Raw genomic sequence first — 26149 nt, forward strand, 5'->3', positions numbered from 1 at the left:
CCGACTGTGATCGACAACGACGACCTGCTGCACCGGGTGGATCAGCACTACCTCGGCCCAACCGGGTTCACCCTGCCCGTCCGGATTCGGTACGCGGCGCTCGGGCTCGGGGCCGCATTCATGGTCACCGTCTTCGTCATCGCCCGCGGCATCGTGCACGTGCCGCTGGGTTTCAAGTCCCTCGTCGTGATGGTGGTCATCACCGTCGTGCTCACCGCGCGGGTGACGAAGTTCGTCAACGCCGACCGCCCGGTCCGGGCGGTGATCCGGGCTGCGTGGAACGACCTGAACGCACCGCGCCCACCGAAGCCCGGCCAGACCGTCGTGCTCCGCATTCCCGCCATTTCCCGCGCTGCCGGCAGCGCGCATGCCGTCACGCCGATCGAAGGTGAGTCCTCCCGATGACTTTGCAGCCCGACAACGAGATCGCCGCACTGTTCGATCCGAACTTCGACGAGCCCGAGCCGGTCATCGTTCCGCCCGGTGCGTTGCCACCGTCGTGGGCGGCGGCGATGGCGGCGAACCGATCGGCCGCCACGCCGGCCCCGGCCCAGGAATTGGCTTGGTCACAGGCTCCGGACAGCAACATCGCAGCCCCCACACCTGACGTGGTCCCCTCCCCCGCACCTGACGCGGAGCCAGAACCCACCGCGAAAGGTAAGCGGCGCGGAAAGAAGCGCGGCCGCCGCAGCGACCCGGAGGCGGAGTTCACCAGGCAGGCCGCTGCGGCGAAGAAGCGCGCGGACCGCGAACGCAAGGCGGTGCGGCTCGCGCTGGTCGGGGTGGAGGGCAACGTCACTCGCACGCGCCGGCAGTCGACGGCGTGGTTCGTGCAGCCGCCGGGGCCGTGGAACATGCGTCCGGTCGGCAAGCAGCGCCGCTACATCCAGAACGAGGGGTTGGTCGTGGCGAACCTCGCCGAGGCCGGTGTGACGGGGCTGCACCGGCGGCTGGTGCGCACACCGTGGCCGGTGCGGCAGTGGGCGCAGGCGCATGACGGGTGGGCCGATCCGATCCCGGACGTGCCGGGTGCGTTGTCGTGGGCGGATTACCTACGCGGGCAACAGCACGCGATGCTGTGGGGCAACCCGACCCAGAAGGGCCGCTACTGGGGAGTGGAGCTGCCGCCGCGCTCGGTGCTCGCGCAGGGGCTCGACACGGTCGGGCAGTGGCTGGTTCCTGTCGTCGACTGGCCACTGCTGGGCACGTTCGCTCAGCTGTGGCGCAAGTGGGCGCGCGATGCGTTCCTCGGCGAGCAGAAGGCGATCGCCGATCACCTCGCCACGATCGAGCGGCACCTGTCCGGGCAGGGCGTGAACGCCAAACCCGCGACCGCAGCGCAGATGGACTACCTGTTGCTGCGCTCGGCGACACTCGGGCTGCCGCTCGATGCGGACGGCGTGATCTCCGGCGGCGGCGACTGGGAAGAATCCGACGTCGCCGCGCTCGAAGACCTCACCACCCTCGAGCTGACCCCCGGCGACGGCTACACCACGGTGCGCGGGCTGGTCGGCGGCCGGGACTACACCGGCTACGCGATCGTCCTGACGGTCGGGCGCATGGCGCCGCTGCCGATCCCGGAGAAGATGCTGCCGTGGCAGGTGATCGGCGATCCGTCAGGCGAACCCCTCGAATGGTCCGAGCGGATCTCGCTCAAGACCAAGGGGCAGACGCTGCGCAGCCTGCGCCGGTTGACGTCGAAGATCGAGGCCCAGTTCGACCACTACACCGTCGAACACGACCAGGTCCCGCCGCAGGAACTGGCCGAACAGCACGCACTCGCCCAACGGGTGATCTCCGACATCGAGGAGGACCACTCGGGCCTGTCGGTACGCACCCAGGGCTGGTACCGCGTCCTCGTCGTCGGTTCGTCGCCGGAGGAGGCAAAGGAGAAAGTCGCGCTGCTGCAGGAGATGTACGCGCCGCGGATTCGCCTGGAACAGGAGCACGGCCAGTACCAGCTGCTGCGCGAGTTCATCCCGGGTGAGCCGCTGGCGAACATCGCGCACTGCCGGCGGATGAACGTCGAGGCGCTGTCGGCTGGCATGGCCGCGGTCGGTGACCGGATCGGTGACCGCACCGGCGTCGTGGTCGGGCAGACCGCGTCGATCGCTCCGCGGCCCGCGGTATGGGATCTGTTCGCCGCGCACGAGAAGAAGCACAAGTCCGGTCTGACGCCGATCGTCGCGGTGCCCGGCTCGGGTAAGACATTCCTCGCTGGCATGCTCGTCTACCAGGCGGTGCGTGCGGGTGCCTACGGTGTGGTGCTCGACCCGTCGGGGCCGCTGAAGAAGCTTGCGCAGCTACCCGAGTTCCGGGGTATCGCCGAAGTGCAGGCGCTGACCGGTCGCACCTCTCGTCCGGGATCGCTCAACCCCTACCGAGTGATCGTCGACCCTCGGCGCGAGGATCCGGAGTACGACCCGACGAGCCCGGACTACACCGACGACGCCGATCCGGTCGCCGCCGCACAGTCGCAGTACGAGGCGGATCTGCGAGCCGCGGAGGCGGAGCGGATCTCGGTGGCGGTGTCGGTGTTGAAGATGATGCTCACGCCGTCGCGTCTCGAACATCAATGGACCGAGACGGTTCTACAGACCGCGGCGAACATGGTCGGCGGCGACCGCCGCCACAACCTGAGCGAAGTCCTCGCCGCCATCGCCACGATCGGCGAAGGCAAGGACGAGACCAACGCCGACCTGATTTCCTGCGCACGGTCCATCCACCAGGACCTGGCGATGATGTCCCAGCTTTCCGAGGCTCGCGTGCTCTTCCCTGAGGAGGGAACCATCGGCGACGGCGAGGACGTCGACCGCAACGTGCGCCTGACGGTCCTGACGATGCCGGGCCTGCAACTGCCCCCGGAGGGCACCGACCCGGCGCAGTGGACCCCGCAGCAGCGGATGGCCGGCCCGCTGATGCATATGGCGGCGTGGATGGCGAACCGGCTCGTCTACGAGCTGCCGCGTTACGAACGCAAGGTGCTCTTTCTCGACGAGAACAAGTACCTCGAGCAGACCGGCGCCGGACGCACCCTGAACCTGCGGATCGCCCGCGACAGCCGCAAGTACAAGGTTCGCGCGCTGGTGTGCTCGCAGCTGCCCGACGACTACCTCGGCGTCGACGGCACCGACGACAAGTCCGCGCTGACGTACGAGGTGATCATCGGTGATCTCGGCGGCAACGCCCACGCGATCGAGGGCGCGCTCAAGCTGCTGAACCTTCCGCTCGGCGAGGGCTACGAGTCACTTCTGGCCGGCCTCGGCGGCGGCGGGGAGGACACCCTCGACGAGGACACCGACACCGAACACCTGGACCAGGCCCGCCGGTTCATCGTGAAGATGGCCGACGACATCGAGCTGATCCGTTCGGACTGGACGCACTACGTGCACCTGGCCCACGTGTTCGACGCCTTGGACTCGCGAGCGACCCGCGCGGCGATCGGGGGTGCGCCGTGAGCCGGCTGCGGCCCAAAGCCGCAAGGATCGGCCATTCCCCTTCCCCGCGCCGTTTCGGGTGGCGTACGGGGCTCGTAGGGCGTGTTCTGGTGGTGCTGATGCTGGCCGCGGTGTCGCTGATCGGACTCGGTGGCGCTGTCGCGGCGGCCGGCGGGTTCGACTGCCAGGACGTCCCGCCGCCGGAGTTCCCGAACGAAGTCATCGAGACCACCTTCGACTCGACCAGCGCCGACCGGCCGACCACCGGCGGCACCGGCTATCAGACCTACGGGTGGGCCGGGCTCAAGTGGCACACCTATGACCTCGGCTGCGGCGCGGACCTGGTCAAGGCACCTGGTGCGGTCGGCGACACCACCCTGGGCAACACGTTCTTGACCATCGGCAAGTCGATGGCGGCCGCCGCGTTCTGGCTCGACGACCAGACCAAGATCGGCCAGGACGCCACGGAGGCCGGGGTGACTCCCGCGCTGGAGCGGTTCGACCAGATCGTCTTCTCGATCACCGAGGGCATGCGGGGCCTCTACGGGCAATGGGTCGGCATCGGCCTGGTCGTCGTGGCCTCGATGATCCTGTGGAAAGCCCTGAAAGCCGACACAGCCGGAGTCACGAAGACCTCGGCGATCGCCGCCGCTGGGCTCGCGCTCGGGGCGTTGATGGTCGGGGCCCCGCAGAAGGCGCTCCAGGTGGCCGACGAGACGTTCGGGGCGCTGATCACCGAGACGCAGGACCAGATTTTCGCGGTGCAGTTCGGCGACGACGGAGGCACGCTCGCCGGCGGCAGCACCGACCCTCGAAACGTGCTGATCGACAAGGTCTTCCTCGACGACTGGCGCAAGGGTTGGTTCGGCCAAAACTACGACCCAGAGGACAAGGACCAACTCGGTCCGAAGCTGCGGGATGCGCTGGCGTTCAGCTATGACCAGCAGAACACGGTGAAGGACGATCCGAAGGCACAGGCGCAGCTCGCCGAGGAGAAGGCCGACCAGTTCCGCGACATCGTCTCCAAGCTGGAGACCGACTACCAGCTCTCCTACTACCAGTTCCAGGGCAAGGACTCCGGCCGCACCTCCACCGGCTTCATGGGCATGACCAAGCTGGCCATGCCATCGCTGCTGTGGATCGGCGCATCCCTGCTGAAGCTGACCGCACTGCTGGCGATCCGGTTCGCGATCCTGTTCGCCCCGATCTGGATTCCGGTCGCGATCGCCTACGGCGGGTGGCTGGCCCGGGTGATGCGTATGCTCGCCTCGGCCTACATGTGGGGCGTCGCCGGCTCGGTAATCGTCGCGCTCTACCTGATGGCGCTGGTCCAGCTCTACGTCAACTCGAACGGGGCCGTCGACGGCTCCTGGCGACTGTGGTTCATGGTGCTGCTGACCGTCGTGTGCTGGGCGATCATGCGGCCGTTCAAACGGATGAGCCAGACCTTCACACAGAACAGCGCGAGCATGGTCAACCGCAAGGCCCGAAGCGCCAAGAAGTCCATCAAACGCAAGGCATTCGACGCTGCAAGCTTCGCGGTCGGCGGGCCCGCGCAGGCGATCACGGAAAAGGCCGCCGAGCGCTTCGCCCGCCGTGGACGCGACGGACAGGAGGACGACGGGGCGACCACGGTCACTCGGCCCGAGGGTCGCGCGCTGGGCAATCGCCGCCAGCAGGCGCTCACGCAGTCACGGGCAGATGCCCGGAAAGCGCAGGGGCTCGGCCGGTCCGCACGCCTGGGCCAGGCGTCCGACGCCGCGATCGAGCGCGATGCACGTATCGCCGGGATCGCTGCCGTGGCCAGCCGCGACATCGGCCGCGGCAAGGGCGGGGTCGACGGCAAGGACGCCAATCGCGCGGTCAGGTCCGGCGCCGCGGCGTGGAAAAGGTTCGACCAGGACGAGGCCGACAACCTCGTCCAGGAACGCCGGGCCCGCAAGGAACTGCTGACCGCCAGCGTCGGGCAGCGGTGGGACGGCGGTGACCGCTCGGCCATCGCGCCGATGAAGGTCTACACCCCCACCAGCGGCCAGCGAGCGGCACATCACGCCACCGCGTCCACGCCGCACCGATCACCGGCGAAGGCGCCGCCGAACGCGAAGGTGTGGAACGCCGCCGCCCCGGCCCGCACGACACCTGAGGACCGGTACATCTGATGTCGTCATCCGGACCTCACCCTGTCCTCGCACCGATTCGCCGATGGGTGCTCTACTCCCGCACCCACCTGGCGATCACGGCGGCCGGCACAGTGGCGTTGCTGTTCGCCGCCGGCGCGGCCTTCGGAGAGAACCCTCCGCCGCGCGCAGTCACCCACCAGGCCGAAACCACCATCGAATCAGTCACGCCCGCGGAGACGATCAGCTACGACCTCGACGAAGTGAGCGAGTCCCTGGTCGCCGCCAAGACCGCAACCTGGGCCGCATCCAGCGCGCCTGCCACCGCAATGGCCTACGCGCATGCCTTCGTCGACACCACGCCGTCGGATGCGATGTGGGCCAGCACCATCGGCCGCCACACCGCCGACAAGCCGGGAGAGCACGTCGTAGCGGCCCGCCCGCGGACCCCGGTGGTCATCACCGGCCCCACGGTCAGCACGCTCACCGACGGGCCCGACGGCGAGCGGACCGCGCGGGTGACCGTTCCGACGCAGGCCGGGGACCTGCGGATCACGCTCACCGTCAACGAGGTCAACGGTGGGAAGCGGTGGGTGGTAGGCACTCCCCTACCGACCCTCGACCTCTCCGAGGTCGAGACGATGGCCCGGGCGACCACCACTGCGACACCACTCACATCGACGACACCGACCACCACCGCGGCCGAAACGACACCGCCGCAGCCGACATCGACGTCGAGCCTGTCAACGACGCCGCAGCCGATGTTCGATCTCGACGAACCGGCAACCGCCCCGAGCCAAGGCAACGACCCGACACCGATTCCCGGTCCGATCCCGATCCCGGAACTCGACACCCCAATCCCCGGAGGAAGGTGAACATCGGCGGCGCCCAGCGGGCGCTGCTGCTCACCGGTGCCATCGGCATCATTATCGGGACATCGGCGTGTTCACTGGGCGCACCAGTCATCCCGAGAGATCCGTGCCGGACCGTCACCTCCGACAGCGCCAACAGCGCGGGGTCGATCGCCGAGAATCTGACGCTGACCGTATCCGGACCAATTCGCCTGCCGGTCGAACCTGGGACCACCACGTTCACCTCCGGATTCGGTGAGCGCTGGGGAGCCCAGCACCAAGGAGTGGACCTTGCCGGGCCGGTCGGCACCAAGATCCTCGCCGCGCTCGACGGCAACGTCGTCAAAGCCGGGGACTCCGGCGAAGGGCCCGGGGTCGGGTTCGAGAACTGGGTGGTCATCGACTCGAACGTCGACGGCAAGCCCGTGAGCACGGTCTACGGCCACATGTTCGCCGATGGAATTCACATCAAACCAGGCCAGCAGGTCAAGGCCGGCGACCACATCGCCGACATCGGCAACGCCGGCGGATCGACGGGCCCGCACCTGCACTTCGAGTACTGGCAGGGCGGCCGGCTGCAGGGTGGAACGGCCCTCGACCCCCTCACCGTCCTACCCGACATCGCCGAACAGAACGGCACCAGTGGAGGCGACCCCGACACCGCCAGCAATAGTCCCATCCAACTCGTGGCCGCATCCCAGTCGACGACTGACTGCTCTGGCTTCGGCATGGCCGGCGGCGGCGAGCTGGCATTCGGGATCGTGCCGGCCGAGTTCGAGCCGTGGCTACGCCGCGCCGGCAGTGTCTGCCCGGAGATCGCCCCTCCGTTGCTCGCCGCACAGCTCCAGCAGGAGAACGGATTCCGGCACGGCCCCCATGCCCCGGTATCGGACACCGGAGCGCTGGGACCGGCACAGTTCATGCCCGGCACCTGGGCAACTTGGGGTAAGGACTACGACGGCGACGGGAAGGCCGACCCGAACTCCATCGGTGACGCGGTGATGTCGCAGGCGCATTTCATGTGCGCCCTGTACCAGGACGTTTCCGGCTACATCACCAGCGGCCAGGCCAAGGGCGACCCCATCGAGCTGACGCTTGCGGCCTACAACGCCGGCGCCGGCGCCGTGCAGAAGTTCGGCGGTATCCCGCCCTTCGCCCAGACCGAGAATTACGTGCCCAAGATCCTGCAGGCCCGTGCAGGGTTCACCAATCCCAATGCCCGCGGCCGATTCATCCCCAACGCATCCGGTGACAGCAGCCAAGTAGTCACGGCCGCTCGCGAATACCTTGGTACCCCGTATGTGTGGGGTGGCGGCGGAACCGGCGGACCCTCCGGCGGTGGGTTCGACTGCTCAGGTCTGACCTCGTACGCGGTGCACGCGGCCAGCGCAGGCAAGGTCTCCCTCCCGCGCACCTCGGAGCAGCAGTGGGGTGTCGGCATCGAGATCCCGATCGACCAGGCGAGTCCCGGCGACCTCGTCTTCGGCAGCTGGGGGCCGAACGGGCCTGGACACGTGGGTGTCTATTCCGGCAACGGCCAGATGGTCCACGCCCCCACGCAGGGCGATGTCGTCAAGGAAGCTCCACTCCAGCCAGGGCTTAAGGCCCGCCGCGTGATGTAGGGGGCGTGCCATCTCCGCAGGTGTGGATTCTCACACGACTTTTCGCCCTTCTCACGATCTTGTCGCCACTTCGTCGACGGCGAACCGGATTGCCAACGAACCTCCAGGTCAGCGACTCATGCGGATGGGGCGGGAGGTGCCGCCGAGTGCTGGAAGCTGGCCGCCAGCCGAGGAAAGCGACATTTCGATGAGAAGAGCTACCGACAGAGCGGTGAGAAAGCTACGCGAAACTGCAGGTTACGAGACAACTCGGCGAAAAATACGACGAAGACCTCCAGCTTGCGTGGTCGATGTCGTATCACCGCTCCGCGCCGGACCACCCATTCGGAGCACGGGGGACGTGTCATTTATCCTGGGTAATGGCCAAATTCTGCCACGGGGAGGAGGGTGACGTGAGGCCACGAAAGCTCGTCATTGCGGTGTTGGTGGTCGCTGTCGTCGGATTCCTGGCCTACTCGTACCTCTCCCGAACCAACGACGGCGAGGACTCGGCGAGCGTGGCAGCGTCGATGACCACCAGCGCGCCCACGGCCACTGCGGCCGCGGCGTCGCCAGTCGACGTCGAGACCGCCGAGCTGCCGACTTCCTCCCGCGACGCTGAAGAGGCCGCGCGACAGGGGCTGACCGTGGCGTTCACCTGGTACCCGGCTACCGACACCAACCAGAACGACGCATATGGGCGGGCCCGAAACTGGCTGACCGGCAAACTCGCTGACCGCATGCTCGTCGACGCCCGCACCGAGCGCGGGCCTGGCGTGCAGTGGGACGAGTGGGCGCAGGAGCAGGCCAAGGTCATCGCCGATGTCAGCGTCGAATGCTCCGGCTGCCCCGAGGACACCGACACCGTCGTCTCGCGGGTGGCCACCATCAAGCAGACCACGATCGCCGGCAGCAGCACCGATACGGTCGAACCTGACACCACGGTGTGGGTCTCCGTCGTCCGCGAGGGCGACCGCTGGCTCATCGACGACATACGCTATTGATCCGGAGGGCCCGTGAACCGCAAGAACGTTGCCGCAGTACTGATCCCCACTGTTCTCGCCGTCGGCCTGACCGCATGCAGCAGCGATGAGTCGACCACCCCCACCAGCGCACCAATAGCGACCACGACGATGTCTGCGTTCGGCACCGATGAGTTCATCGCCAACCGGCTGCGCAGCTCATCTACGACAATCGTCGAGACAGTGGAGGAACGCGGCGGCACGCCAGAACAGGCGATCGCTGCTCTCGTGTCCAGTGAAGCCGAGACGGGCTGGCAATCCGGACTTCGGATGGCCCCGCCGGCAACGGACATCCGGGACATCTTCGGCTGGCGGCTCGCGTACAACCTTCCGGCCGACTCCGCTGAGGTAGTCGTTGCCGCCACCAACACATTCATGGACAACGCCTCCACCGTCACTGTCAGCGCCGACGACCCGGCTGCCTACGCCCTGGCCGCCCAGTACGCAGACCCCCGCGGCTACAACGAGAAGGAACACTTCTACAGGAAGGGCGAGACCGCCGCCACCGAGTACGCCGTCGCCCTACCCAAGGCCCAGGCCGCGTACGCCGAGCTGCGCGGTTCGCAGTAATGAGAGCTTGGGCGTCGTTGGTGATGCCGGTATTCGCACGACTTCTTTGACGGGTCTGTCTTCGGTCTCGATGCCGTGTACACCTTCAGGGACGGCGAAGCCACGGTGCGCTGTGCGTTCCCCACCGTTGTACCGTGCAGCTCCTGGCCCATATGGTGTGACACGGTGTACCACCAAATGATCGGAGTTGCGTGTCCAAGACTGACGACAAGGCCGTCCAGGCTGGAGCTGCGCCGTATACCGCTCCCCTCGTGCACATTTACGACCTATGGGTGGTTCACCTCTCCAACGATCTGGCCGGCGCTGCGGCCGAGAGCGATTCGTGGAGATGGATGACCGGCACGTCGGCCGCGGTCATCACGAGGTAGGTCCGGGGAGCGGCTGGTACATGGCCAGCGAGGACCGAGCTCACCCGTCTGGACTTGAACGCCAACAGCCTCAAGCACTCCTACCGTCGGTTGTCCCCGCGCTATGACGTGCGGACAGTGGAAGCCAACGTCTTGGATCCCGTGCCTTCGAATCTGGGACCATTCGACTCCGTCGGTGTCAACCACGTCGTGCACTGTTTACCGGGTGGCTGGCGTGAGAAGGGTGCGGTCTTTCAGAACCTGGCCGGTGTGCTTGCAGCGGATGGCGTCCTCTTCGGTTCCACAGTTCTCGGGCCGGGGGTGAAACGGAACATCTTCGGCTTGGCGCTCAGTGAGGCATACAACCGTCTCGGGGCTTTCCATAACCGCGGCGACGTTACGACGGTCTCGTCGAAGCCCTGCGGGTCTCGTTCGGTCGCGTCGAGGTCTCTCAGGTCGGCAATGTGGGCGTTGTTCGTCCCCAGTAAGCCCAAGCGCTAGTTTCGGCGACGGGTGCGAAGCCTCAATCCTTCTGGTTTGAGGGTGATCAGCTCCTGGACCTGGAGTTGGTATGCGGGGTCTGCCTCGAAGTCGAAGCGGTGCAGAAGGAACGCCAGCGCGAGGATCGTCTCATGATCCGTGAGTCTTTCGGCGCAAACCCGGTCGTTCGGCCCGCCTGCGGACTCCCTCCGAGGCTGAATGTCGGACTGTGTGGCTAGTGTCTGGGTTATGGCGGGGAGGGTAGTGAAGCGGGCGTTCAAGTACCGCTTCTATCCGACTGCGGTGCAGGCGGAACAGCTTGCTCGGACGTTCGGATGCACCCGGTATGTCTACAACCGGGCGTTGGCCGAACGCTCGCGTGCCTGGTCGCAGGAACGGCGGCGGGTCACCTACAGCGACACCTCGAAGATGCTCACCGGATGGAAGCGAGACACCGAGACCGAGTGGTTGTCGGAGCCGTCGAAGGGGCCGCTGCAGGAATCGCTGCGGCAGTTGCAGGGCGCGTTCGACAAGTTCTGGCGCAAGCAGTCCCGCTACCCGCAATTCAAGAAGAAGGCCCAGTCGAAGGATTCGGCGACCTACTACTCGAACTGCTTCACCTACCGCGGCGGGCAGATCCGGTTGGCCAAGCAGTCCGAACCCCTGGACATTCGGTGGTCGAGGCCGCTACCGGAGGGGGCCGTACCGTCGCAGGTGACGGTGTCGCGCAATGCTCGCGGTCAGTACCACATCTCGATCCTCGTCGAGGACACGATCACCGAGCCCCCGTCGACCGATCGGGTGGTCGGGCTCGACGCCGGGATCACCAGCCTCTACACGCTCTCGACGGGGAAGAAGATCACCAACCCGCGCCACGAGCGCACAGACCGTGAGCGGCTGGCGAAGGCGCAGCGGGTGCTGGCCAAGAAGCAGAAGGGATCCCGTAACCGGGCCAAGGCCCGACTGAAGGTCGCGAAGATCTATGGCCGGATCGCCGATCGGCGCCGCGATTATCTGCACAAACTCTCCACTCGGCTGGTGCGCGAAAACCAAGTGATCGCCATCGAGGATCTGAGTGTGCGGAACATGGTCAGGAATCGGTCGTTGTCTCGGGCGATCTCGGATGCGAGTTGGTCCGAGTTCCGGTCGATGCTCGAGTACAAGGCCGACTGGTACGGGCGGCGGGTGGTGGCGATCGACCGGTTTTATCCGTCGTCGAAGACCTGCTCGGTGTGTGGGGCGATCGCGTCGACGATGCCGCTGAGCGTGCGGGAGTGGGCGTGCCGTTGCGGCGTTGTCCATGATCGGGATGTGAACGCGGCGAGGAATATTTTGGCCGTCGGACTGACGGCGGCAGCCTGCGGAGATGATGTGAGACCGCCCCGCACCTAAAGTGTGGGGAGGCGACTGTCGGTGAAACAGGAACCTCGGGACGCGAGTCTCGAGGGGAATCTCGGTCGTTCACGGCCGAGAGGACGTCAAAGGCGAACTGGCGGCCAATGCACGCACGGAGACCGGTACCGAATGGCTTGTAAACCACTGAGCTCTGTATTAGACACAGGGTCTCTCAAAGAACCGATCCGGATCAAATCCTCACCTTCCTCGTTGCAGGGCACGAGACATCGGCAGGGGTATTCGCCTTCGCATTGCATTACCTCGCAACGAACCCCGAGATCGCTGCAAAAGCCCGCCCCGAACTGGACGAGAGGTGGCCGACCGGAGACGTGACCGCGATCAGGTACGAGGACGTCGCGCGATTGCGCTACCTCCGACGGGTAGTGGACGAGACATTGTGCCTGTGGCCCATTGCTCCGGGTTACTTCCGAGAGACGAAAGAAGAGACGGTAATCGGAGGAAAGTACAGATTTGCGCCCGGTGATTGGGTCTTCGTGCTCACGTTGCAGGCTCACCGTGACCCGGTGTGGGGACCCGATGCGGAGAAGTTTGATTGCGTACGTTGACCTCGTCGAGCGGCTCACCGGTTTCGGGGCCGGGCTCGGTCAGCATTCGGGCAAGCAGATCGTTGTGTGTTCCTGAGTCTTCTGTTTTGCGTCGTTTGATGACGTCGTCGACGACCTGCATGACGAAGTGGATGTCGCGCTGGTGTTGCGCGGCCTGTCTGCGGCCGATTGTCTTCTGCAGGATTGGAGGCAGGTTCGAGTTGCTGTAGGTCAGGCCGCGCATCATGGCAACGAGAACAGCGAATGGGGACGTGTCGTTTACACAGGTCAACGGTATTAATCTCTCTCCAGTTCATCGCTGCTGACGCAGTCGCGAGGAGTAGATGAAGAGGCCTGGCCCGGCATCCTGGCCGCCGTTTGATGTGAACGGGGGTGGGTGCGGGACCAGGCCTCTTCTCGTAATCCGGTGATTGTCGTTTCAACTGATAGACCGGGTGTCGCGAAGACCCTGGCCGTCGAGAAGACTTTTGGGATTCATTCGTGACCAGCGGCGAGCGAGGATGATCGCGGTCCCCACCAACACGATGCCGACCACGGCACCGAGGGCGGGCCCATATCGGGTTCCCCACAGGATCGCGGTACGGGCGTCCTTCGCTTGTTGGGCAAGGCCGTTGATCGTTTCGTTGTCGAAGTGGGTGTGCGCTTCCAGCGTGGTCACAGCATTCGGGTCGTCAACCGACCGCGCCAGCCATCGCCTCGGCTGCTCCTCCACAGCAACGATCGCACCAGATGCAGGCTCGACCCACACATCGCGCGTGGTGGAGTAGTGCAGATCCATCGTTGTCGGCTCCGTGCCAGGTAGCCCCCACTTTTCAGCGGGCAAGGTCGTCGTCGCGACACTGCCGATCGATTTCCCAAGGTTCACGGGGCCGATCGTCTGCTGAAAGTGATACAGCCGCATGCCGTCGACCACGCGATCGTCGTCTACGTACTCGATCGGATGCGTCTCCCGTGCCGTCCCGTCGTAGTACGGGTAGCTGACCTTCTCGACGTCGAACGGAAACTTGTACTGAATTCCGGCGCGAGGCGTCTCCGTCGGGGGCTTGCCCTGCTCGGCTTGAGTGGTCGGGACGGGCTCGGCGAGCGGCATGCCTGATCGTCGGTCGATCGTGACGCGATCGACCATTGCCGAGACCAGGCCCAACCCCTCGCCCCAGTCGGTCCGGACCGTCTTCTGCGCCGCCTGCAGAGTTGTCGAAGCGGCCGAAACTGGATCCTCTGTCGTCACGTACACCTGAATCCGCAGCGGGACACCCCGGTCGGTCTTCAGCGGACCTTTCATAGCCACCGAGGTGGCCTTGAGCACCGCCGCGTCTTCCGCAACCGACACTGTCGCCGATTGCACGTCGAGCGGGATGACCTTCAACCTGGCGGCACCGTAGGTGGGAACCAAGACAGCGACGGCGAGCAGGCACGAGCCGAGCGCGAGGAGAGTGCAGACCGCTGCGGATCTCCTCCAACCCCGACGGTCGGCGGCATCCGCCTTGTGCACGTTTTCATCCAGTACGGTGTCGACCTGAGCACTCACGTAGCGCACCCTAGCTGCCGGAGCAATGCAGAATCCCGGTCAGCCGGTATCTTCGTCCTGAGGTATTTGCCACATCGCAGAAGGGAACCTGGTGCTCGATCCGTTTGCGCCTGGCTTGAGTGTCGCGGAGGCCGATCGCTTGCATGCGCACCTTCGCGCTGCCGGCCCAGTTGTCGAGGCCACCGACGCCGACGGACTGCGCGTCTGGATCATCACCCGGTACGACGACGTCTCTCGACTGCTCGCTGACCCCGGAATCGTCAATGTCCGGCCCGGCGGCCCGTCAGGCAGCCCGGGTCTTCCCCTACCACCGGCACTTGCCCGCAACCTGCTCAATATGGTCCCCGATGATCACCGGCGCGTCCGCGCTTTGGCAGCGCCCGCGTTCTCACGGCGACGAATCGGAGCGGTGAGGCAGATGGTGACCGCCCGTGCCGACGGACTCCTGAACGAGCTCGACCCGAACGAAACCGGTGTTGTCGACCTCTTTCCCGCCTACGCCTCTCCCCTGCCTGCTGACATCATCGCCGAGATCCTCGGCGTGACCGATACGGACGCCGACGAGTTCCGTACCGCCGCGGCGACCGTGATGGCAATGAATCCTGGCGAACCCACCGCGGACGACCCTCGCATCCCGGCCATGACCACGATCGTTCTCGTACTCATGCGTGTGATCGCGGCCAAACGGAAATCACCCGGTGACGACGTCATCACCGATTGGATCACCGCCCGCGACGCCGAAGACCGGCTGACCGAAGAGGAACTCATCTCCCTGGCATTCCTGACGTTTCTCGCCGGATTCGAGAACTCCGTCTACCAAATCGCCAACGCCATCGGCATTCTCGCCGGACTCGATCGAGACCAACTACTCGTCGAAATCGCCGACGACCAGCTCTGGCGCGCCCGGGTGACGCATCTTGTCCTCGACGCCGCGCCCGGGTCCTACGCGATACGGCGATTCCCGGTTGAGAACATCACCGTCGGCGGCATTCGCATCCCCGCCGGCAGTCCTCTGTATCTCTCCCTGCGCGCGGCGACCAACGACCCCGCCCGCGGCGAGCGCCCGGACCTGGCCTTCGGCCGCGGACCTCATTACTGTCTCGGCGCCGATCTCGCCGTGATGCAGCTCGACATCGCTACTCGCCGCCTGTTCCAACGCCACCCGGGCCTGTCCCTGGTGAAGCCATGGGAAACACTCGACCGGCGACATACCTGGCGCACTCACGGACCCACTGAGATGCCAGTAAACCTGATCTGACCCGCAAGCCAGTACGGGAGAAACGGATAAACCGATGACAGCTGATGCCCTCGAGCTCACACACGCCGAACCCACCCACCCGATCCGCGAATGGACGACCGTCTTCGTCGGTACCGGCGACGAGCACCATGTCGTCGCCGAAGGCGCCAAGATCCGCGAATGGCGCAATATCAACAACGTCGTTCGCGGACCTGCCCGCACGGCTGTCCTGGGGTTGATCCGTCAGTGCATCGCCGATCGTGACCTCAGGATCGAGCCGTTCGATGGCAAGGTCGCCGACGCCCTGGGACCGGTCGGGGCAGCCCACCCCATCCTGACTCCCGACAAGAGCGTGGTCGTAGCAGTTCAGGTCTGGACCGGTGACCCGAAGAAGAACCCGCCGGACCGCCCCAATGTCGGGGCATGGGAGTGGGTTCTGAGCTCGGAGGACAACCCGCCCCCACCGCAGTTGCAGTTGGACCCCGGAGCTATCGAGCTCATCGGGATGTCCGCCCGGCATCAGGATCGATCGGTTTTCGGTCCTGCGGATCTCTACACCCGTTCGGCCCGCCTGTCCGACACGTTGCGGCATGTGCGCCAAATCCGAGACTGCCAGGTAAAGGACAGGTTCGACGGCACGTTCACCATCCGGGCTGAGACCGACGTCACCCGGGAGCTGCGCTACGCCGAGCGGTGTGTGGAGGGCCCGGCGGGTAGACGTGTGCGCGGGATCTGCTGGGACGCGGGCACCGACGAAGCCCGTGTCCACGAAGCGATGCTCGACGCATGGTTGTCGACAATGTTGGCATCGACCTCGGGGATGTACATCGCGGTTGGGGATCTGTCGTACCAGTACCCGTACTGGCTGAAGTGGGTGACCGAGCACGTTCCCGGCCTCGGACACGGCGTGAGCACCGGACAGACCTTCGCGCTCCATGAGGAAGACTGGCCGAAGATCATCGAGTGGGTTCAGCAGGTGCGTAAGGGGCCGGTCTCCGGCACGGTGCGGGCACGACGGGGCGGTGGCGGCTGGCTGAAGGCCGAATTTCGGGGCTTCCTTCTCGATCCCCTCGTCAGCGACTCGATCGGTGTCGCGGTGATCTCCCCCGAGATCGAAACCATCCCTGACGAAACCTCCTGACGGAGAAAATCTTTCGGAGGACAAAGCTCGTGTGGAGAGTGTTCTACAACGCCGCGTTAGTTGTTGCGTTCATGGCCACCTACAAGACCGCCGGAATCTTCGCGGCGACGGTCGTGGTCATGGCCGGCGTCGTCGGCGAGATCATCGTGACGGTGGCCCGACGCCAACGGGTCGACAAACTGCAGTGGATCGGTCTATGCCTTGTGCTCGTCCTCGGTGGTTCGACTCTGTTGTTCCACAACGAGACCTTCATCAAGTGGCGTCCCACAGGGGTGTACTGGCTAATTGCCGGCGCTTTCCTGACGTCGTTGGTGGTCGCGAAGCGTGACCCGGTGCGTCTGATCATCGGACGATGGGTGAGCGCACCGGACGCTGTCTGGCGCTTCCTCAGTTGGAGTTGGTTCATGGCACTGGTCGCGGTCGGCGCCGTCAATATCGTGGTCGCCTACACGATGTCCACGGATACCTGGGTCAACTGGCGTGTCTTCGTCGCACCCGGAAGCCTCTTGGCTCTCGCTGTCGCCCAAGCCACCTGGCATCGCAACTACATCCTCACGGCATGGCGCGACCACCAATCCGAGGAAGCTATGTAATATCCCCTCCGACGTTGGTTCGACATAGAGTTCGCCGAGCGGACTGACTGCGCGATGCCCCCTCTGGCACGTGCCCGGTCGGCCGACGTCAGCGCACCTCACCCGAGGTTGCGGCGCGACCTTTTCGCGTTGCCCGCGCAGCACGCAGAAAGCCCCTCCTCGAAGGGGCTTTTCGTCATGCTCGCGAGAAGGTCGAATGATTACTCACATTGCTTACTGCACCACCACGGACGCCAACACCCACGTCCAGTGCGACTGGAACCGTTCACTTAGCATCCGCGGCGCCCGAGGGCTACGCGGGAGTGCCGGCGGGGCGGGTTCGTACCCGCTCGTAGCTCGCCCGCAGTTCGCTTTCAGGGATTTGAAGCGCTGCAGAGAGCTTCCTTGCCATGTTGTCAGACAGCGAAATCTCGCCTCGTTCGACACTTCCAACGATTTGGGTGGTGACGCCGGCAGCGGCGCCGAGCTGTGGCTGGGTAAGCCCTCGCAGAATCCGCCAATCGCCAGGGTAGCGGTCACCCTCCGGAACCTTGACGAGGTCGGAAATGGACACCCCAATCGCGGCGGTGACACGGGCGAGCAAATCAACCTGCGGCGACGAGTCGCCAAGTTCCCATCGCCTAATCGTGTCGGCATTGAGTCGCGCCAGGCGCGCGAGTTCGCGCTGCGATACACCAGCAGATCGGCGGGCTTTCTCCAGTTGATCAGGCTGGAATCCGCGCATAACTCGACGGCTCACAGACTGAGCCTTACCAGAAAAGTCGTCATCACTAGACACTGTGCAATCCCCTCGTTACGATGCGCACATAACGGTACCTATAAATCAATAGGTATAGATTCGGAGAAGGAGCGATGGGAGTTCTCACCAAACGTGAACGGTCCCCCGGCTGTTAGCGCAGCCAGGGGACCGTCAGAACAGCAAGTCGACTGTTAGCGCAGTCGGACAAGCCATGAGACCAGCGGGTTAGCGGCCCGCGGCCTCGAATGCAGATCGGAGCCTGCAAATGAACACGTTAGATGGCGCTGGTGCTCTACGCCTAGCGGCTGCAAGTTCTCATGCTGGTCGGGAGAAGGTCGACGGGCACGATCGCGTGACCAACGGCCCTCTCCGCGAGATCCTGGCCAAGCATCGTTCAAACCATGACCACACGTCGTGCACGGCCTGCGGGTTCGTCTACACCCCCGATCTCCCGTTGTGCCCGCCCGTCGCTGGCGCTCTGCGCGAGCTGTCCACGGGCGCCGTCCGGCCCCAGGACCTGTCTCTGGGCCACTACACGACCGGTCGACTTCGCGCGATGGCGCGCGAGCACACCGGCGAGGGCCGGTGCCGGCGGTGCGGGTTCGTTTACTCCGGGCAGGTGCGTCTATGCCCGACGTCGCGGCGGATCGCCGCCGAACTCGAGACCCGCGGCAAGGCGCCCGCGACCCAGCCCCGCACAGGTCAGGGGCTGTGCGCAGGTAAGGGCTCCGGTTGGACCGTTACCAGCACAAAGGCCGCGGCGTGGAAGCGTGCGATGGCGGCCTGCTCGGTGTGCCCGCTGCTCGCGCAGTGCGAGACGCAACTGGAGGACAGGCTCGCTACCGGTGTGAAGGTCCGCGAGCAGATCATTGCCGGAAGGCTGTTCACCGTCACCGGCCGCGAGGTCGAAGCCGCTGGGGTCGATGCGTTCGCAGTTGCCCGGGGGCGGACGAAGAAGAAGCAGCAGCAGAAGCCCCGGGCCCCAATCCCGGCCCCTGCTGCTACTCCGGCTCCGGCGCGGCAGCTCGCGCTCTTCGAGGACGGGGTGGCATGACGGTCCGCTCGGGTTTCGGCCTGAGTCGCAGCGTGACCACTGTCAGCGCTGTCGACTTTCACGGGCGCCAGTGGGACCTCGTCCCGATTCAGGATGTCATCTGCGCCATGATCGTTGCGGACAGCGTGGCGATACCTACTGTGCTTTCCGAACAACTTCTCGCAGAATGTCCTCTGGTGATCTCGGCTGAGGCGCCGACCCTGAGTGTGGGCGCCCGAGAGAAGCTCACCGATGTCATCGACTTGGTCGTGACGAACCCTGAGACGGCTTCCGTTGAACAGATCCGTGAGGTCGCTTCGCTCGCCCGTCTACTTCTCCGCCGACATCCCGCGTAGCAGTACAGATTCAGCGCGCTTCAGAGCAGGGCGGATCGGTCCCGATCACCCAATCTTGTCGCGCCTCACTGGAAGCGGGGTCGCTGAAACCCGCGGCTAAGTCCGTTCAGTCCTGATACGCCGAATCGACGAAAGGCAGTCACCTTCGATGACCACTTCAGTCACATGCGACACACCGAAGAGCGCCGGTTACCCGTATCGGTTACAGGTTCGATCTAGGGTTTCCTCATGGCACAGCACAACAAGGGGCCCCGCGGTCAGATCGCTACTCGCGCACCCCTCAGACACCACAAGGTTTACGAGAGTCGGGCAGCCGAACTCGGCATCCCTGCTGGCGACTACTCCGTGCTTATCCTCGCCATCACGCACGGACTGGACATCCCGGATTACATCAGCGAGAAACTTCGACCGGAACAGCTCCGGCTACTCGAAGTCGAGGCTTCAGGGTCGTTGCACCAGATCGAGCAGTTGGCGATGGGCGCATGAACGACACCTAAACACGAAACAACCCCCAGGGCTTGGCGGCATCGGGGGTTGTCCGTTTATGAAATTTCGGGACCTTGCCAGCTCCCTGACCACCACTACCTCGAAAGGAAGAGGCGGTGCTTTCTCAATGATAACGCACGTCCGCAAGTCTGCTTTGTCTGCGAACTTCTATTCGGTCACATGTCTGTCTCAGCAAGACCACACACTGACTGCTGCACTCCCGCACAATCGAGACCCTTTCGACGGCGCTACCTCTGTGTTGGCTTACCAGGGCGCCCATTACGCGACGGAATCTGCGGATTCTGATCTGCGACTTCCGGTGCTGCTTGGGAGCGCACCGGCCCTTCCAACTGAGGAAGGCGGTGGTCCTGGCGAATAGCGGATCGGAACTTCCTCGATAGCTAATTCAAGAGCGGCGGTACAAGCCAAAGGGACCCCCGGCGGGGGTGGGTTTATCCAATGAATCCCGATGGGAGGACTGGCAGGTCCTCCCCGTCTAGGGCGATCGTCTGGCAGGACGGTCATTCCCTGAGGTGAGTAGAAGAAGTTAGCAGCCTCTTCAACTCGGTACTGCATTCCCCGAAGGGACTACCTGTGCTAGGTACGTCTGAGGATAAACCATGCCTTGACGCCTTTTCCACGGTTCAACACTCCGATCTCGGCGTGTCGTGGGATAAATCACACAACTCGCCGATTTCCCAAACCACGCAACCGGACACGCATCCACTTCAGACCCCGTGGATTGACGAGCTGCGACGACTCAACACGGACACCGATCAGCGCGGAAAATCCTGGACGCTGCCCGTCAAGCCCGGCCAAGAAGCAAGCATCCCGATCTGGACAAGCCGCGACGGATGGATGCGACAGGTCCGGTACGCAATCACCAAGACCGCCGACGGCCGCGCCGCAGCCGCCCGACACAGGATCGGCGTCGAAAGTATGGTCGCCGTCGCTGGCGCGCACGCGTCGTCAGCCGACTCGAAAACTGGGCGCCGCGTTACTGCCACAGTCCAGAACCTCGCCGCCCGAGCAGGTGTGTCCGAGGCGGTGGTCAAACGAGGTCGCCGCGTGCTGAAAGCACTACACCTGGGCTTCGAGCTGGTACGGGGCCGCACCCTGACTACGCGGGAATTCCAAGCCGCAGAAGTCCACCATGGTGGGCGTCAGCACCGCGCTGCCAGCGTATGGGCTCTGTCCTCCCCACCTGACCTCGTCGCAGCCACCCCCGCTCCCCCACAACCAAAGAAGCGCGGACGCTCCCACGGCAGGACATACCGCCCGGTGGAGCACGCTCGCCACACCGCCACAAGGGGTTCGAATCCCAATCCCCAAGCCCGCGACCGTGACCCCCTATCTTTGAGTGGTCTTTCCCCGAAGGGGATCTCTTGTAGAGAAGTAATCACCAAACGCGCGTGCGCGCGCGAGAACCAAACCTCATCCTCAAATCAGACAGACCCGCGCCCGATGAATCTCCAACGAGCCGCCTCCGCGCTGGTCGCTGCAGCTCCAGCCATCGCCCCCAGCGGCCACATCGGAGCCGTGTGCGACGTCATCGAGCGTTCAGGAATCGACACCACCCGCTGGACAGGACGGGATATCGCCCAAGCTTTGACCGCTGACACAGTGTCGCGAGGTGAGCTCTGGCCAAACGCGGTGCGCTCGCCAATCGGATATCTGACCTGGCGTTTGTCCAGAATCGACTGGTCAGGCCCCTCCCCCAGTGAGCAACGCGCCACAGAGGCCGCGCGCAGCGCACAGCTGCGGGCTGCACGTGACGCCGAACGCGAGCGAGCTCGTCGCGCAACGGCCTCGCCTGAGCGCCAAAAGGCATTTATGGAACAGATCCGTGCCACCCTGGCGCCCAAAAGCGGGCAGCCTAACGATGCTCATCCAACCTCGGCGCACCATCCACACGGGAACGCTGGTCGGACCGACCGCGGACAATGACACCGCGCCGAGCGACATCCCACTCGCTACCGTGTATGGGCCATATCCTGCGAGAATCACCGTGGCCGACTTGCACAGAACGGAGTGCGCTCGTGGGTAAGAACACCGTGTCCCGATCGACCCGACGCCACCCGCGGGTCGATGTCAGTCGAGTCCAGGCGCATCCCCGCATCAGCCGCAACGCAGACTCGATCCGCGAGCGTCTCCGCAACGGCGCCCGCACAGTCGTGGTTGACACTGCAGGTCAGCTAATCGAACTCGACAACCACACCTTCGCGACGGCCGGCGACGAGTGGACCTTGCGTTTTACCGCTGGATCACAAGCACGGATTCATCTCGACTCACCACTACCCGCGACCGCGCACATCGTCGCCACTGACGCAGCGACCGTGGAAGTCACAGGGCACGTTCATCTTTGGGCCTATACCCACGCAACGGTTACTGCCTTCGATCAGTGCCGGGTCGTAGCTCACAATCACGCATTCATCAGAGCATGCGACCGCTCCTCTGTGTGGGCCGACGACAATGTCGTTGTCCACGCCTACGACGAGGCCACGGTCCAAGCTAAAGATCACGCGATTCTCGCCCTTTCCGATGAGGCACACGCAGTCGTGGAAACCGCAGTCGTGGTTCGCGGTCCAGCTCGCAAGAACGTCACCATGAGGGACACATGATGCCTGAGCATGGGCAGACGCAGCTCTCACACCGCACCACCTGCCCACCAGCAGTTCCGAGATGGCCTCGTATGCCTGACCATCGAAGTCGACCCTCTCGCACAGCCGTCGGTCCACCCCGTCTTCCTTGGTGAAGACTTTTCAACGGCGCACAACCCCAGCGGTCGCCCTCACCGGGCACAGCGTCCTTCTAAGCTGTTCGGCAGCCAACCAACCTGACCTGGCTCTGCTAGCAATGCGAGCTAGCAGAGCCAGGTAACTCTAGCTATTGCGAATAGTTAGACATCCCAGGGCCGTAGGACGTCAAGCAGCCCGGATGGTGCGGTGATCCCAGGCGATGTGTTCGTCGTAGTGGGTGTGGTGGCGGAGGCAGCCGTGGAGGAGGCCGACGAGGCGGTTGCCGAGGGCGCGGAGCGCTTGGTGGTGCAGATCGCCGGCGTCGCGTCGCTGGTCGTAGAACTCCCGGGCACCGGGACTGGACGACAAAGCGCAGAACGCCCACTGGTCGATAGCGTCGTAGAGACGCCGGTTGCGGACGTGGCGGGCGAGTACCGCGCGTTTCTTGCCCGACGCGACCGTCAGCGGGGAGGTGCCGGCGTAGTTTCTGCGAGACTTGGCGGTGGTGTAGCGGTCGGGGTCGTCCCCGAACTCACCGAGCACCCGGGCGCCGAGCACAACACCAAGTCCTGGCAGGGAACGGTAGATGTCGGCGTCCGGGTGTGACTCAAAATGGTCGGCCAGTGTGGACTCGAGTTCGATGATCTGCCGGTTCAACTCGACGATGAGACCGACCGCCGCGCGGGTGGTGGCGGCGAACGCGGCGACGACCGGCGCCGGCGCGGCGAGCTGCTCGACCCGCAACCCGGCCCGGATTTCGCGGGCCCGGGTATCGAGATTTCGTTGCCGACCAGCCCTTTTGAGCGCGGATCGGATCGCCGGCAGGGTCAGGTGCGCGGCCTCGGCGGGTGTCGGGGCGCGACCGAGTACGGCGAGGGTGTCGCGGTCGTGCAGGTCGTCGAACACCTCCAGCGCGGCCGGGTAGTACTCGCGCAGCGCCGAGCGCAGCGCGTTGGTTTGCCGGGTCCGGGCCCAGATCAGGTTCTGGTGTCCGCGGGCGAGGACCTTGATCGCCTCCACGTCCGGGCTGTCGCCGGCGATCGGGCGATGATTGTGCCGGTCCGTGCGTACCAGGTCCGCGAGCAGTTTGGCGTCACCGGCGTCGGACTTCGCGCCCGAGACGTGGTGACGGTCGCGGTAGCGTGCGACCGCGAGGGGGTTGATCGGGTACACCTGATAGCCGGCGGCGGTCAGCGCCTGTACCCACAGACCGCGGTCGGTTTCGATGCCGATCACGACCTGACCCGGCTCGTCGGCGTGGCCGGCTATCAGTTCGTGCAATGTGCAGATGCCGGCGAGTCCTTCCGGCAGCCGACGCGACGACAGTCGCCTGCCCGTGTCGTCCATCAAATGGACATCGTGATGTTGTTCGGCCCAGTCGTCTCCGACGAAGATCATCGATCGCCTCCTTTGGTCTCCTATTCTTGATGAAACCTGTTCGAGCCCAGAGGCACCCGGCATCGACCTAATGGATCAGTGCTCATACGGCACGACATCCCATCAGCGCTATAGGCGACCTCACCGACCGGCCGGGGCACAATCTAACTCTAGGAATCAACCTCACTCCAGGCGAGAGCAGTGCTCACCGGCCGGCGGCTCAGTGATCAGCTTGTCGTGGACGGGCAGTCACCTGTCGAAGGCTCGCCGATCGACTCCCATTAGGCGAGCATTGATGTCCCGGCTATCTACAGTTTCTGTCACGTGACGGCACATACGGACGTCGCCGGAATCTCGCCGGACGGCGCGCCGTGATAGCGCCTTGGCCGGTGCCTGTGGTGGACTGCGAATATGCCCAAGAGCCGAGGCCGCCGCAAGGGCGGCAAAAGCCGACCCGTTCGCCGTCCTCCCCGGCAACTCCACCCCGCCGATCTTCTGCTGCGCGACGCCCGGCAACTCCTCGAAATCGACGATGCGCTCACCGCGGAGACCTGGGCCAGCGGCTGGCTCGGCGAGGCGTGGTCGACGGCGGCAGTGACCGAACACGAACCCGAGCATCAACTGTGCATGCAGGTCACCGGCCGAGCATGCACCACACCGTCCCCGCACTCACTGGCCGCGATCGACGCGCTCGCGCGGGTCGCACCCGCGTCCGACACAGCCATGCTGACCGACACCCTCCACATCTTGACCGAAACCCAACCACTGCCGACCTGGCACACCGTCGAGGCCTGGACCCCGACCGCGGCGTGGCGCGCGGTCGACGTGTACGACAGCGAACGGGTCCTGTTCATTGACTACGACGGACCGCACCCACACACATTGATGGCAAATATCTACCAGGTCGGCGGGCTGATGATCGACAAGCTCGCTCTCCTCAATCCTGGCGCAGCCACCACCTGGGACCAGCTGCGCGAGCCCGACGAGGCACCCATGCCGCTCCAGCCGGTCCCGGTCGCCGAGGTGCTCGCCGATCTCGCGCACGCGTTGCGCATTACCGACATGACCTGGCCCCGCACCACCGACGAGGACTTTCGCGATCACCAGGCGCTGGCATGGTCCCGCTGCCGGGACTACCTGCCAGAATGGCCCGAACATGTCGGACTTCCCGAGCAAAGGCGCCGCCAACTGGTCGAGGACTTCCTCACCGACATCGGAAGCGACGACGAGGTGAGCCGGTCGCTGGCCGAGCTGTTCCTGGACTATGGCGACGGCTACATCGGCGCCGGGGCGCTGTGCTGGAGTCCGGGCGAGGTGATGCTGCTGCTTACAGATTGGCTTCCCCGCAAAGCAGTCCTCGACGCCGACCAACGCAACGCACTGCCCTTCGTGTTGCGCCGATGGCTGACCTTCGTGCTGACCCAACAGGGGATCGACCGCCAGTGGATCAGCCTCGTCGTTGATGCTGTCGACACCTTCCTGCCCGAGTTCCATGACGCGTTTGACGACGAAACTGCTTGGGGCCCTGCCAAACAGGTGGCCGCGGCGCTTGCCGAGCGAGGCGTCGACCTCACCGACCGCTGCGCCGTCGATGACGCCATTCGGCAACTCAACGCCGAACAACTCGCCCACCGATTACTGCCGTGAACCGTCGGCTTGGCTCTGTGCACACCCGATTCACACGGCCTGCCGCGGCCCAGCGAATGTGCGCTCGTTGGGAAAGTGATGTAACCCCACAGTGCGATGCTAGTAAGGCTACCTAGCGTCGATAGAGACGCTAGGTATCTTAGTAACGCTATTCCAGCTATTTTGGCTTGCTAGGCGAGCGTTGATTGCTCGCCCGCCTACTCCTGCTAGGAGTGAAGTAGTAGCTAGCAGTGAAGCGACCGTTGCACTAAGGCCGCTCGCGGAAATAGCAGTTCTCGCTCACAGAGATAAGGACGCTAGCCTAGCTAGCGGAGCGCGGCTAGCCCGAGAATCGTGCTCGGTTGATCCGGGGCGAGATCCGCTCGGGCAGCATGTCGAACTGCGATAACCAGAAGCCTGGCCTGCTCCGTTTCGCCGGGTTCCGCCGCGCCTAGGCAGATGCGATCTGGCTGGAGGGATGCGTTTCGCGTGACGGTGCCTCGTGCATATTTGGGGCGGCGACCCACTGACCTGCTGAAATATCAATGCTAGCTCCTGTAGCATTGGCGGGATCTACTTTGATAGCAGGAAGGGAAGCATAACTATCCAGGCTATCTGGGCTATGGTCTCTAGCCTTCATATCGCGGATATTCCTGCTAGGGATACGATCACAACTACTCGTTGTAGCGCAGCAATTCTCGCAATCGTGGCTATCAGAGAGATGCCAGCAACGATATCTACGTGAGCTAGACGCCGTATGAGCGCTACAGTAGCCCCGTTTTCTAGAGACGCTCGCACGTCTAAGCTGACTCGCCTTTCTAGCCTTACTAGGCTGGCAACGCAGTCTAGGGGCCATAGGGTTGCTTGCAGAGCTATGAGTGCGAACAAAACTACGAGTGCGATGCTTGC

Annotated in this window: 21 protein-coding genes; 17 read left to right on the forward strand and 4 right to left on the reverse strand. The window is 64.7% G+C overall.

The window, feature by feature from the left end:
* The first annotated feature begins 6 nt into the window (after positions 1-6).
* The 10 genes from ACH49N_RS33570 to ACH49N_RS33615 all read left to right on the forward strand — a co-directional run bounded on the left by ACH49N_RS33570 (position 7) and on the right by ACH49N_RS33615 (position 12386).
* Positions 7-405 carry a hypothetical protein gene (locus ACH49N_RS33570; RefSeq protein WP_012687085.1) on the forward strand — a complete coding sequence of 133 codons (399 nt, stop codon included), beginning with the start codon at positions 7-9 and terminating at the stop codon, positions 403-405.
* Entirely contained in the window at positions 402-3458 is a 3057-nt protein-coding gene (locus ACH49N_RS33575) for an ATP-binding protein (RefSeq protein WP_012687086.1), read from the forward strand. Before ACH49N_RS33570 ends, ACH49N_RS33575 begins: the two co-directional genes overlap by 4 nt.
* Entirely contained in the window at positions 3455-5596 is a 2142-nt protein-coding gene (locus tag ACH49N_RS33580) for a hypothetical protein (RefSeq protein ID WP_012687087.1), read from the forward strand. Before ACH49N_RS33575 ends, ACH49N_RS33580 begins: the two co-directional genes overlap by 4 nt.
* Complete coding sequence (locus tag ACH49N_RS33585; protein ID WP_012687088.1) at positions 5596-6429, forward strand: hypothetical protein; 834 nt, start codon at positions 5596-5598, stop codon at positions 6427-6429. The genes ACH49N_RS33580 and ACH49N_RS33585 overlap by 1 nt, the downstream gene beginning before the upstream one ends.
* Positions 6426-8027, forward strand: coding sequence for a peptidoglycan DD-metalloendopeptidase family protein (locus tag ACH49N_RS33590; protein WP_012687089.1), 1602 nt, complete (start codon positions 6426-6428; stop codon positions 8025-8027). The genes ACH49N_RS33585 and ACH49N_RS33590 overlap by 4 nt, the downstream gene beginning before the upstream one ends.
* Positions 8028-8419: 392 nt before the next feature.
* A complete protein-coding gene (locus tag ACH49N_RS33595; protein ID WP_043827485.1) occupies positions 8420-9010 on the forward strand; it encodes a hypothetical protein in 591 nt (196 codons plus the stop codon).
* Between the two features lie 12 nt (positions 9011-9022).
* A complete protein-coding gene (locus ACH49N_RS33600; RefSeq protein WP_012687091.1) occupies positions 9023-9598 on the forward strand; it encodes a hypothetical protein in 576 nt (191 codons plus the stop codon).
* A gap of 191 nt (positions 9599-9789) precedes the next feature.
* Entirely contained in the window at positions 9790-9966 is a 177-nt protein-coding gene (locus tag ACH49N_RS33605; protein WP_358277024.1) for a hypothetical protein, read from the forward strand.
* A gap of 708 nt (positions 9967-10674) precedes the next feature.
* Positions 10675-11817 carry an RNA-guided endonuclease TnpB family protein gene (locus tag ACH49N_RS33610; protein ID WP_012687094.1) on the forward strand — a complete coding sequence of 381 codons (1143 nt, stop codon included), beginning with the start codon at positions 10675-10677 and terminating at the stop codon, positions 11815-11817.
* 254 nt (positions 11818-12071) lie between these two features.
* Positions 12072-12386, forward strand: coding sequence for a cytochrome P450 (locus ACH49N_RS33615; RefSeq protein ID WP_012687095.1), 315 nt, complete (start codon positions 12072-12074; stop codon positions 12384-12386).
* Here ACH49N_RS33615 and ACH49N_RS33620 read toward each other — a convergent pair.
* Positions 12319-12612, reverse strand: coding sequence for a hypothetical protein (locus ACH49N_RS33620; protein WP_012687096.1), 294 nt, complete (start codon positions 12610-12612; stop codon positions 12319-12321). The two genes, ACH49N_RS33615 and ACH49N_RS33620, sit on opposite strands and share 68 nt — an antisense overlap.
* 192 nt (positions 12613-12804) lie before the next feature.
* Positions 12805-13914 (reverse strand): DUF3068 domain-containing protein, encoded by a 1110-nt coding sequence (locus ACH49N_RS33625; RefSeq protein ID WP_231869142.1) that lies wholly within the window; start codon positions 13912-13914, stop codon positions 12805-12807.
* A 91-nt stretch (positions 13915-14005) separates the two neighbouring features.
* Here ACH49N_RS33625 and ACH49N_RS33630 point away from each other — a divergent pair, with 91 nt between their 5' ends.
* From ACH49N_RS33630 to ACH49N_RS33640, 3 genes are read left to right on the forward strand one after another with little or no spacing between them, the layout of a single operon-like run.
* Positions 14006-15172: a cytochrome P450 gene (locus ACH49N_RS33630; RefSeq protein ID WP_043827432.1), complete on the forward strand. Its 1167-nt coding sequence runs from the start codon at positions 14006-14008 to the stop codon at positions 15170-15172.
* A 34-nt stretch (positions 15173-15206) separates the two neighbouring features.
* Entirely contained in the window at positions 15207-16292 is a 1086-nt protein-coding gene (locus ACH49N_RS33635; protein ID WP_012687099.1) for a GAF domain-containing protein, read from the forward strand.
* A 29-nt stretch (positions 16293-16321) separates the two neighbouring features.
* Positions 16322-16885: an inner membrane-spanning protein YciB gene (locus ACH49N_RS33640; RefSeq protein ID WP_012687100.1), complete on the forward strand. Its 564-nt coding sequence runs from the start codon at positions 16322-16324 to the stop codon at positions 16883-16885.
* Positions 16886-17177: 292 nt separating this feature from the next.
* Here the strand turns inward: ACH49N_RS33640 and ACH49N_RS33645 are convergent, their stop codons facing one another.
* Entirely contained in the window at positions 17178-17609 is a 432-nt protein-coding gene (locus tag ACH49N_RS33645) for a helix-turn-helix transcriptional regulator (protein WP_043827433.1), read from the reverse strand.
* A 367-nt stretch (positions 17610-17976) separates the two neighbouring features.
* Here ACH49N_RS33645 and ACH49N_RS33650 point away from each other — a divergent pair, with 367 nt between their 5' ends.
* From ACH49N_RS33650 to ACH49N_RS33660, 3 genes are all read left to right on the forward strand, one after another.
* Positions 17977-18678 (forward strand): hypothetical protein, encoded by a 702-nt coding sequence (locus ACH49N_RS33650; protein WP_012687102.1) that lies wholly within the window; start codon positions 17977-17979, stop codon positions 18676-18678.
* Positions 18675-19013 (forward strand): hypothetical protein, encoded by a 339-nt coding sequence (locus ACH49N_RS33655; protein ID WP_012687103.1) that lies wholly within the window; start codon positions 18675-18677, stop codon positions 19011-19013. The genes ACH49N_RS33650 and ACH49N_RS33655 overlap by 4 nt, the downstream gene beginning before the upstream one ends.
* 228 nt (positions 19014-19241) lie before the next feature.
* Positions 19242-19499, forward strand: coding sequence for a hypothetical protein (locus tag ACH49N_RS33660; protein WP_043827435.1), 258 nt, complete (start codon positions 19242-19244; stop codon positions 19497-19499).
* Positions 19500-22423: 2924 nt separating this feature from the next.
* Here ACH49N_RS33660 and ACH49N_RS33665 read toward each other — a convergent pair.
* The gene (locus ACH49N_RS33665; protein WP_012687108.1) at positions 22424-23635 is read right to left on the reverse strand and encodes an IS110 family transposase; all 1212 of its coding nucleotides are present in this window, start codon (positions 23633-23635) and stop codon (positions 22424-22426) included.
* A 390-nt stretch (positions 23636-24025) separates the two neighbouring features.
* On the opposite strand from ACH49N_RS33665, the gene ACH49N_RS33670 reads away from it, so the two are divergent.
* Complete coding sequence (locus tag ACH49N_RS33670) at positions 24026-25261, forward strand: hypothetical protein (protein WP_012687109.1); 1236 nt, start codon at positions 24026-24028, stop codon at positions 25259-25261.
* The last annotated feature ends 888 nt before the right edge of the window (positions 25262-26149 follow it).

Source organism: Rhodococcus sp. NPDC019647, from assembly GCF_044389235.1.
GTDB classification, from domain to species: domain Bacteria; phylum Actinomycetota; class Actinomycetes; order Mycobacteriales; family Mycobacteriaceae; genus Rhodococcus_F; species Rhodococcus_F oxybenzonivorans.

Excerpts from the sequence above, each read along its gene's own strand:
- ACH49N_RS33655 (WP_012687103.1), top strand. The coding sequence starts at position 18,675 with ATGACGGTCCGCTCGGGTTTCGGCCTGAGTCGCAGCGTGACCACTGTC.
- ACH49N_RS33665 (WP_012687108.1), bottom strand. The coding sequence starts at position 23,635 with ATGATCTTCGTCGGAGACGACTGGGCCGAACAACATCACGATGTCCAT.
- ACH49N_RS33620 (WP_012687096.1), bottom strand. The coding sequence starts at position 12,612 with ATGATGCGCGGCCTGACCTACAGCAACTCGAACCTGCCTCCAATCCTG.
- ACH49N_RS33660 (WP_043827435.1), top strand. The coding sequence starts at position 19,242 with ATGGCACAGCACAACAAGGGGCCCCGCGGTCAGATCGCTACTCGCGCA.
- ACH49N_RS33585 (WP_012687088.1), top strand. The coding sequence starts at position 5,596 with ATGTCGTCATCCGGACCTCACCCTGTCCTCGCACCGATTCGCCGATGG.
- ACH49N_RS33575 (WP_012687086.1), top strand. The coding sequence starts at position 402 with ATGACTTTGCAGCCCGACAACGAGATCGCCGCACTGTTCGATCCGAAC.
- ACH49N_RS33670 (WP_012687109.1), top strand. The coding sequence starts at position 24,026 with ATGCCCAAGAGCCGAGGCCGCCGCAAGGGCGGCAAAAGCCGACCCGTT.
- ACH49N_RS33645 (WP_043827433.1), bottom strand. The coding sequence starts at position 17,609 with ATGCGCGGATTCCAGCCTGATCAACTGGAGAAAGCCCGCCGATCTGCT.
- ACH49N_RS33610 (WP_012687094.1), top strand. The coding sequence starts at position 10,675 with ATGGCGGGGAGGGTAGTGAAGCGGGCGTTCAAGTACCGCTTCTATCCG.
- ACH49N_RS33635 (WP_012687099.1), top strand. The coding sequence starts at position 15,207 with ATGACAGCTGATGCCCTCGAGCTCACACACGCCGAACCCACCCACCCG.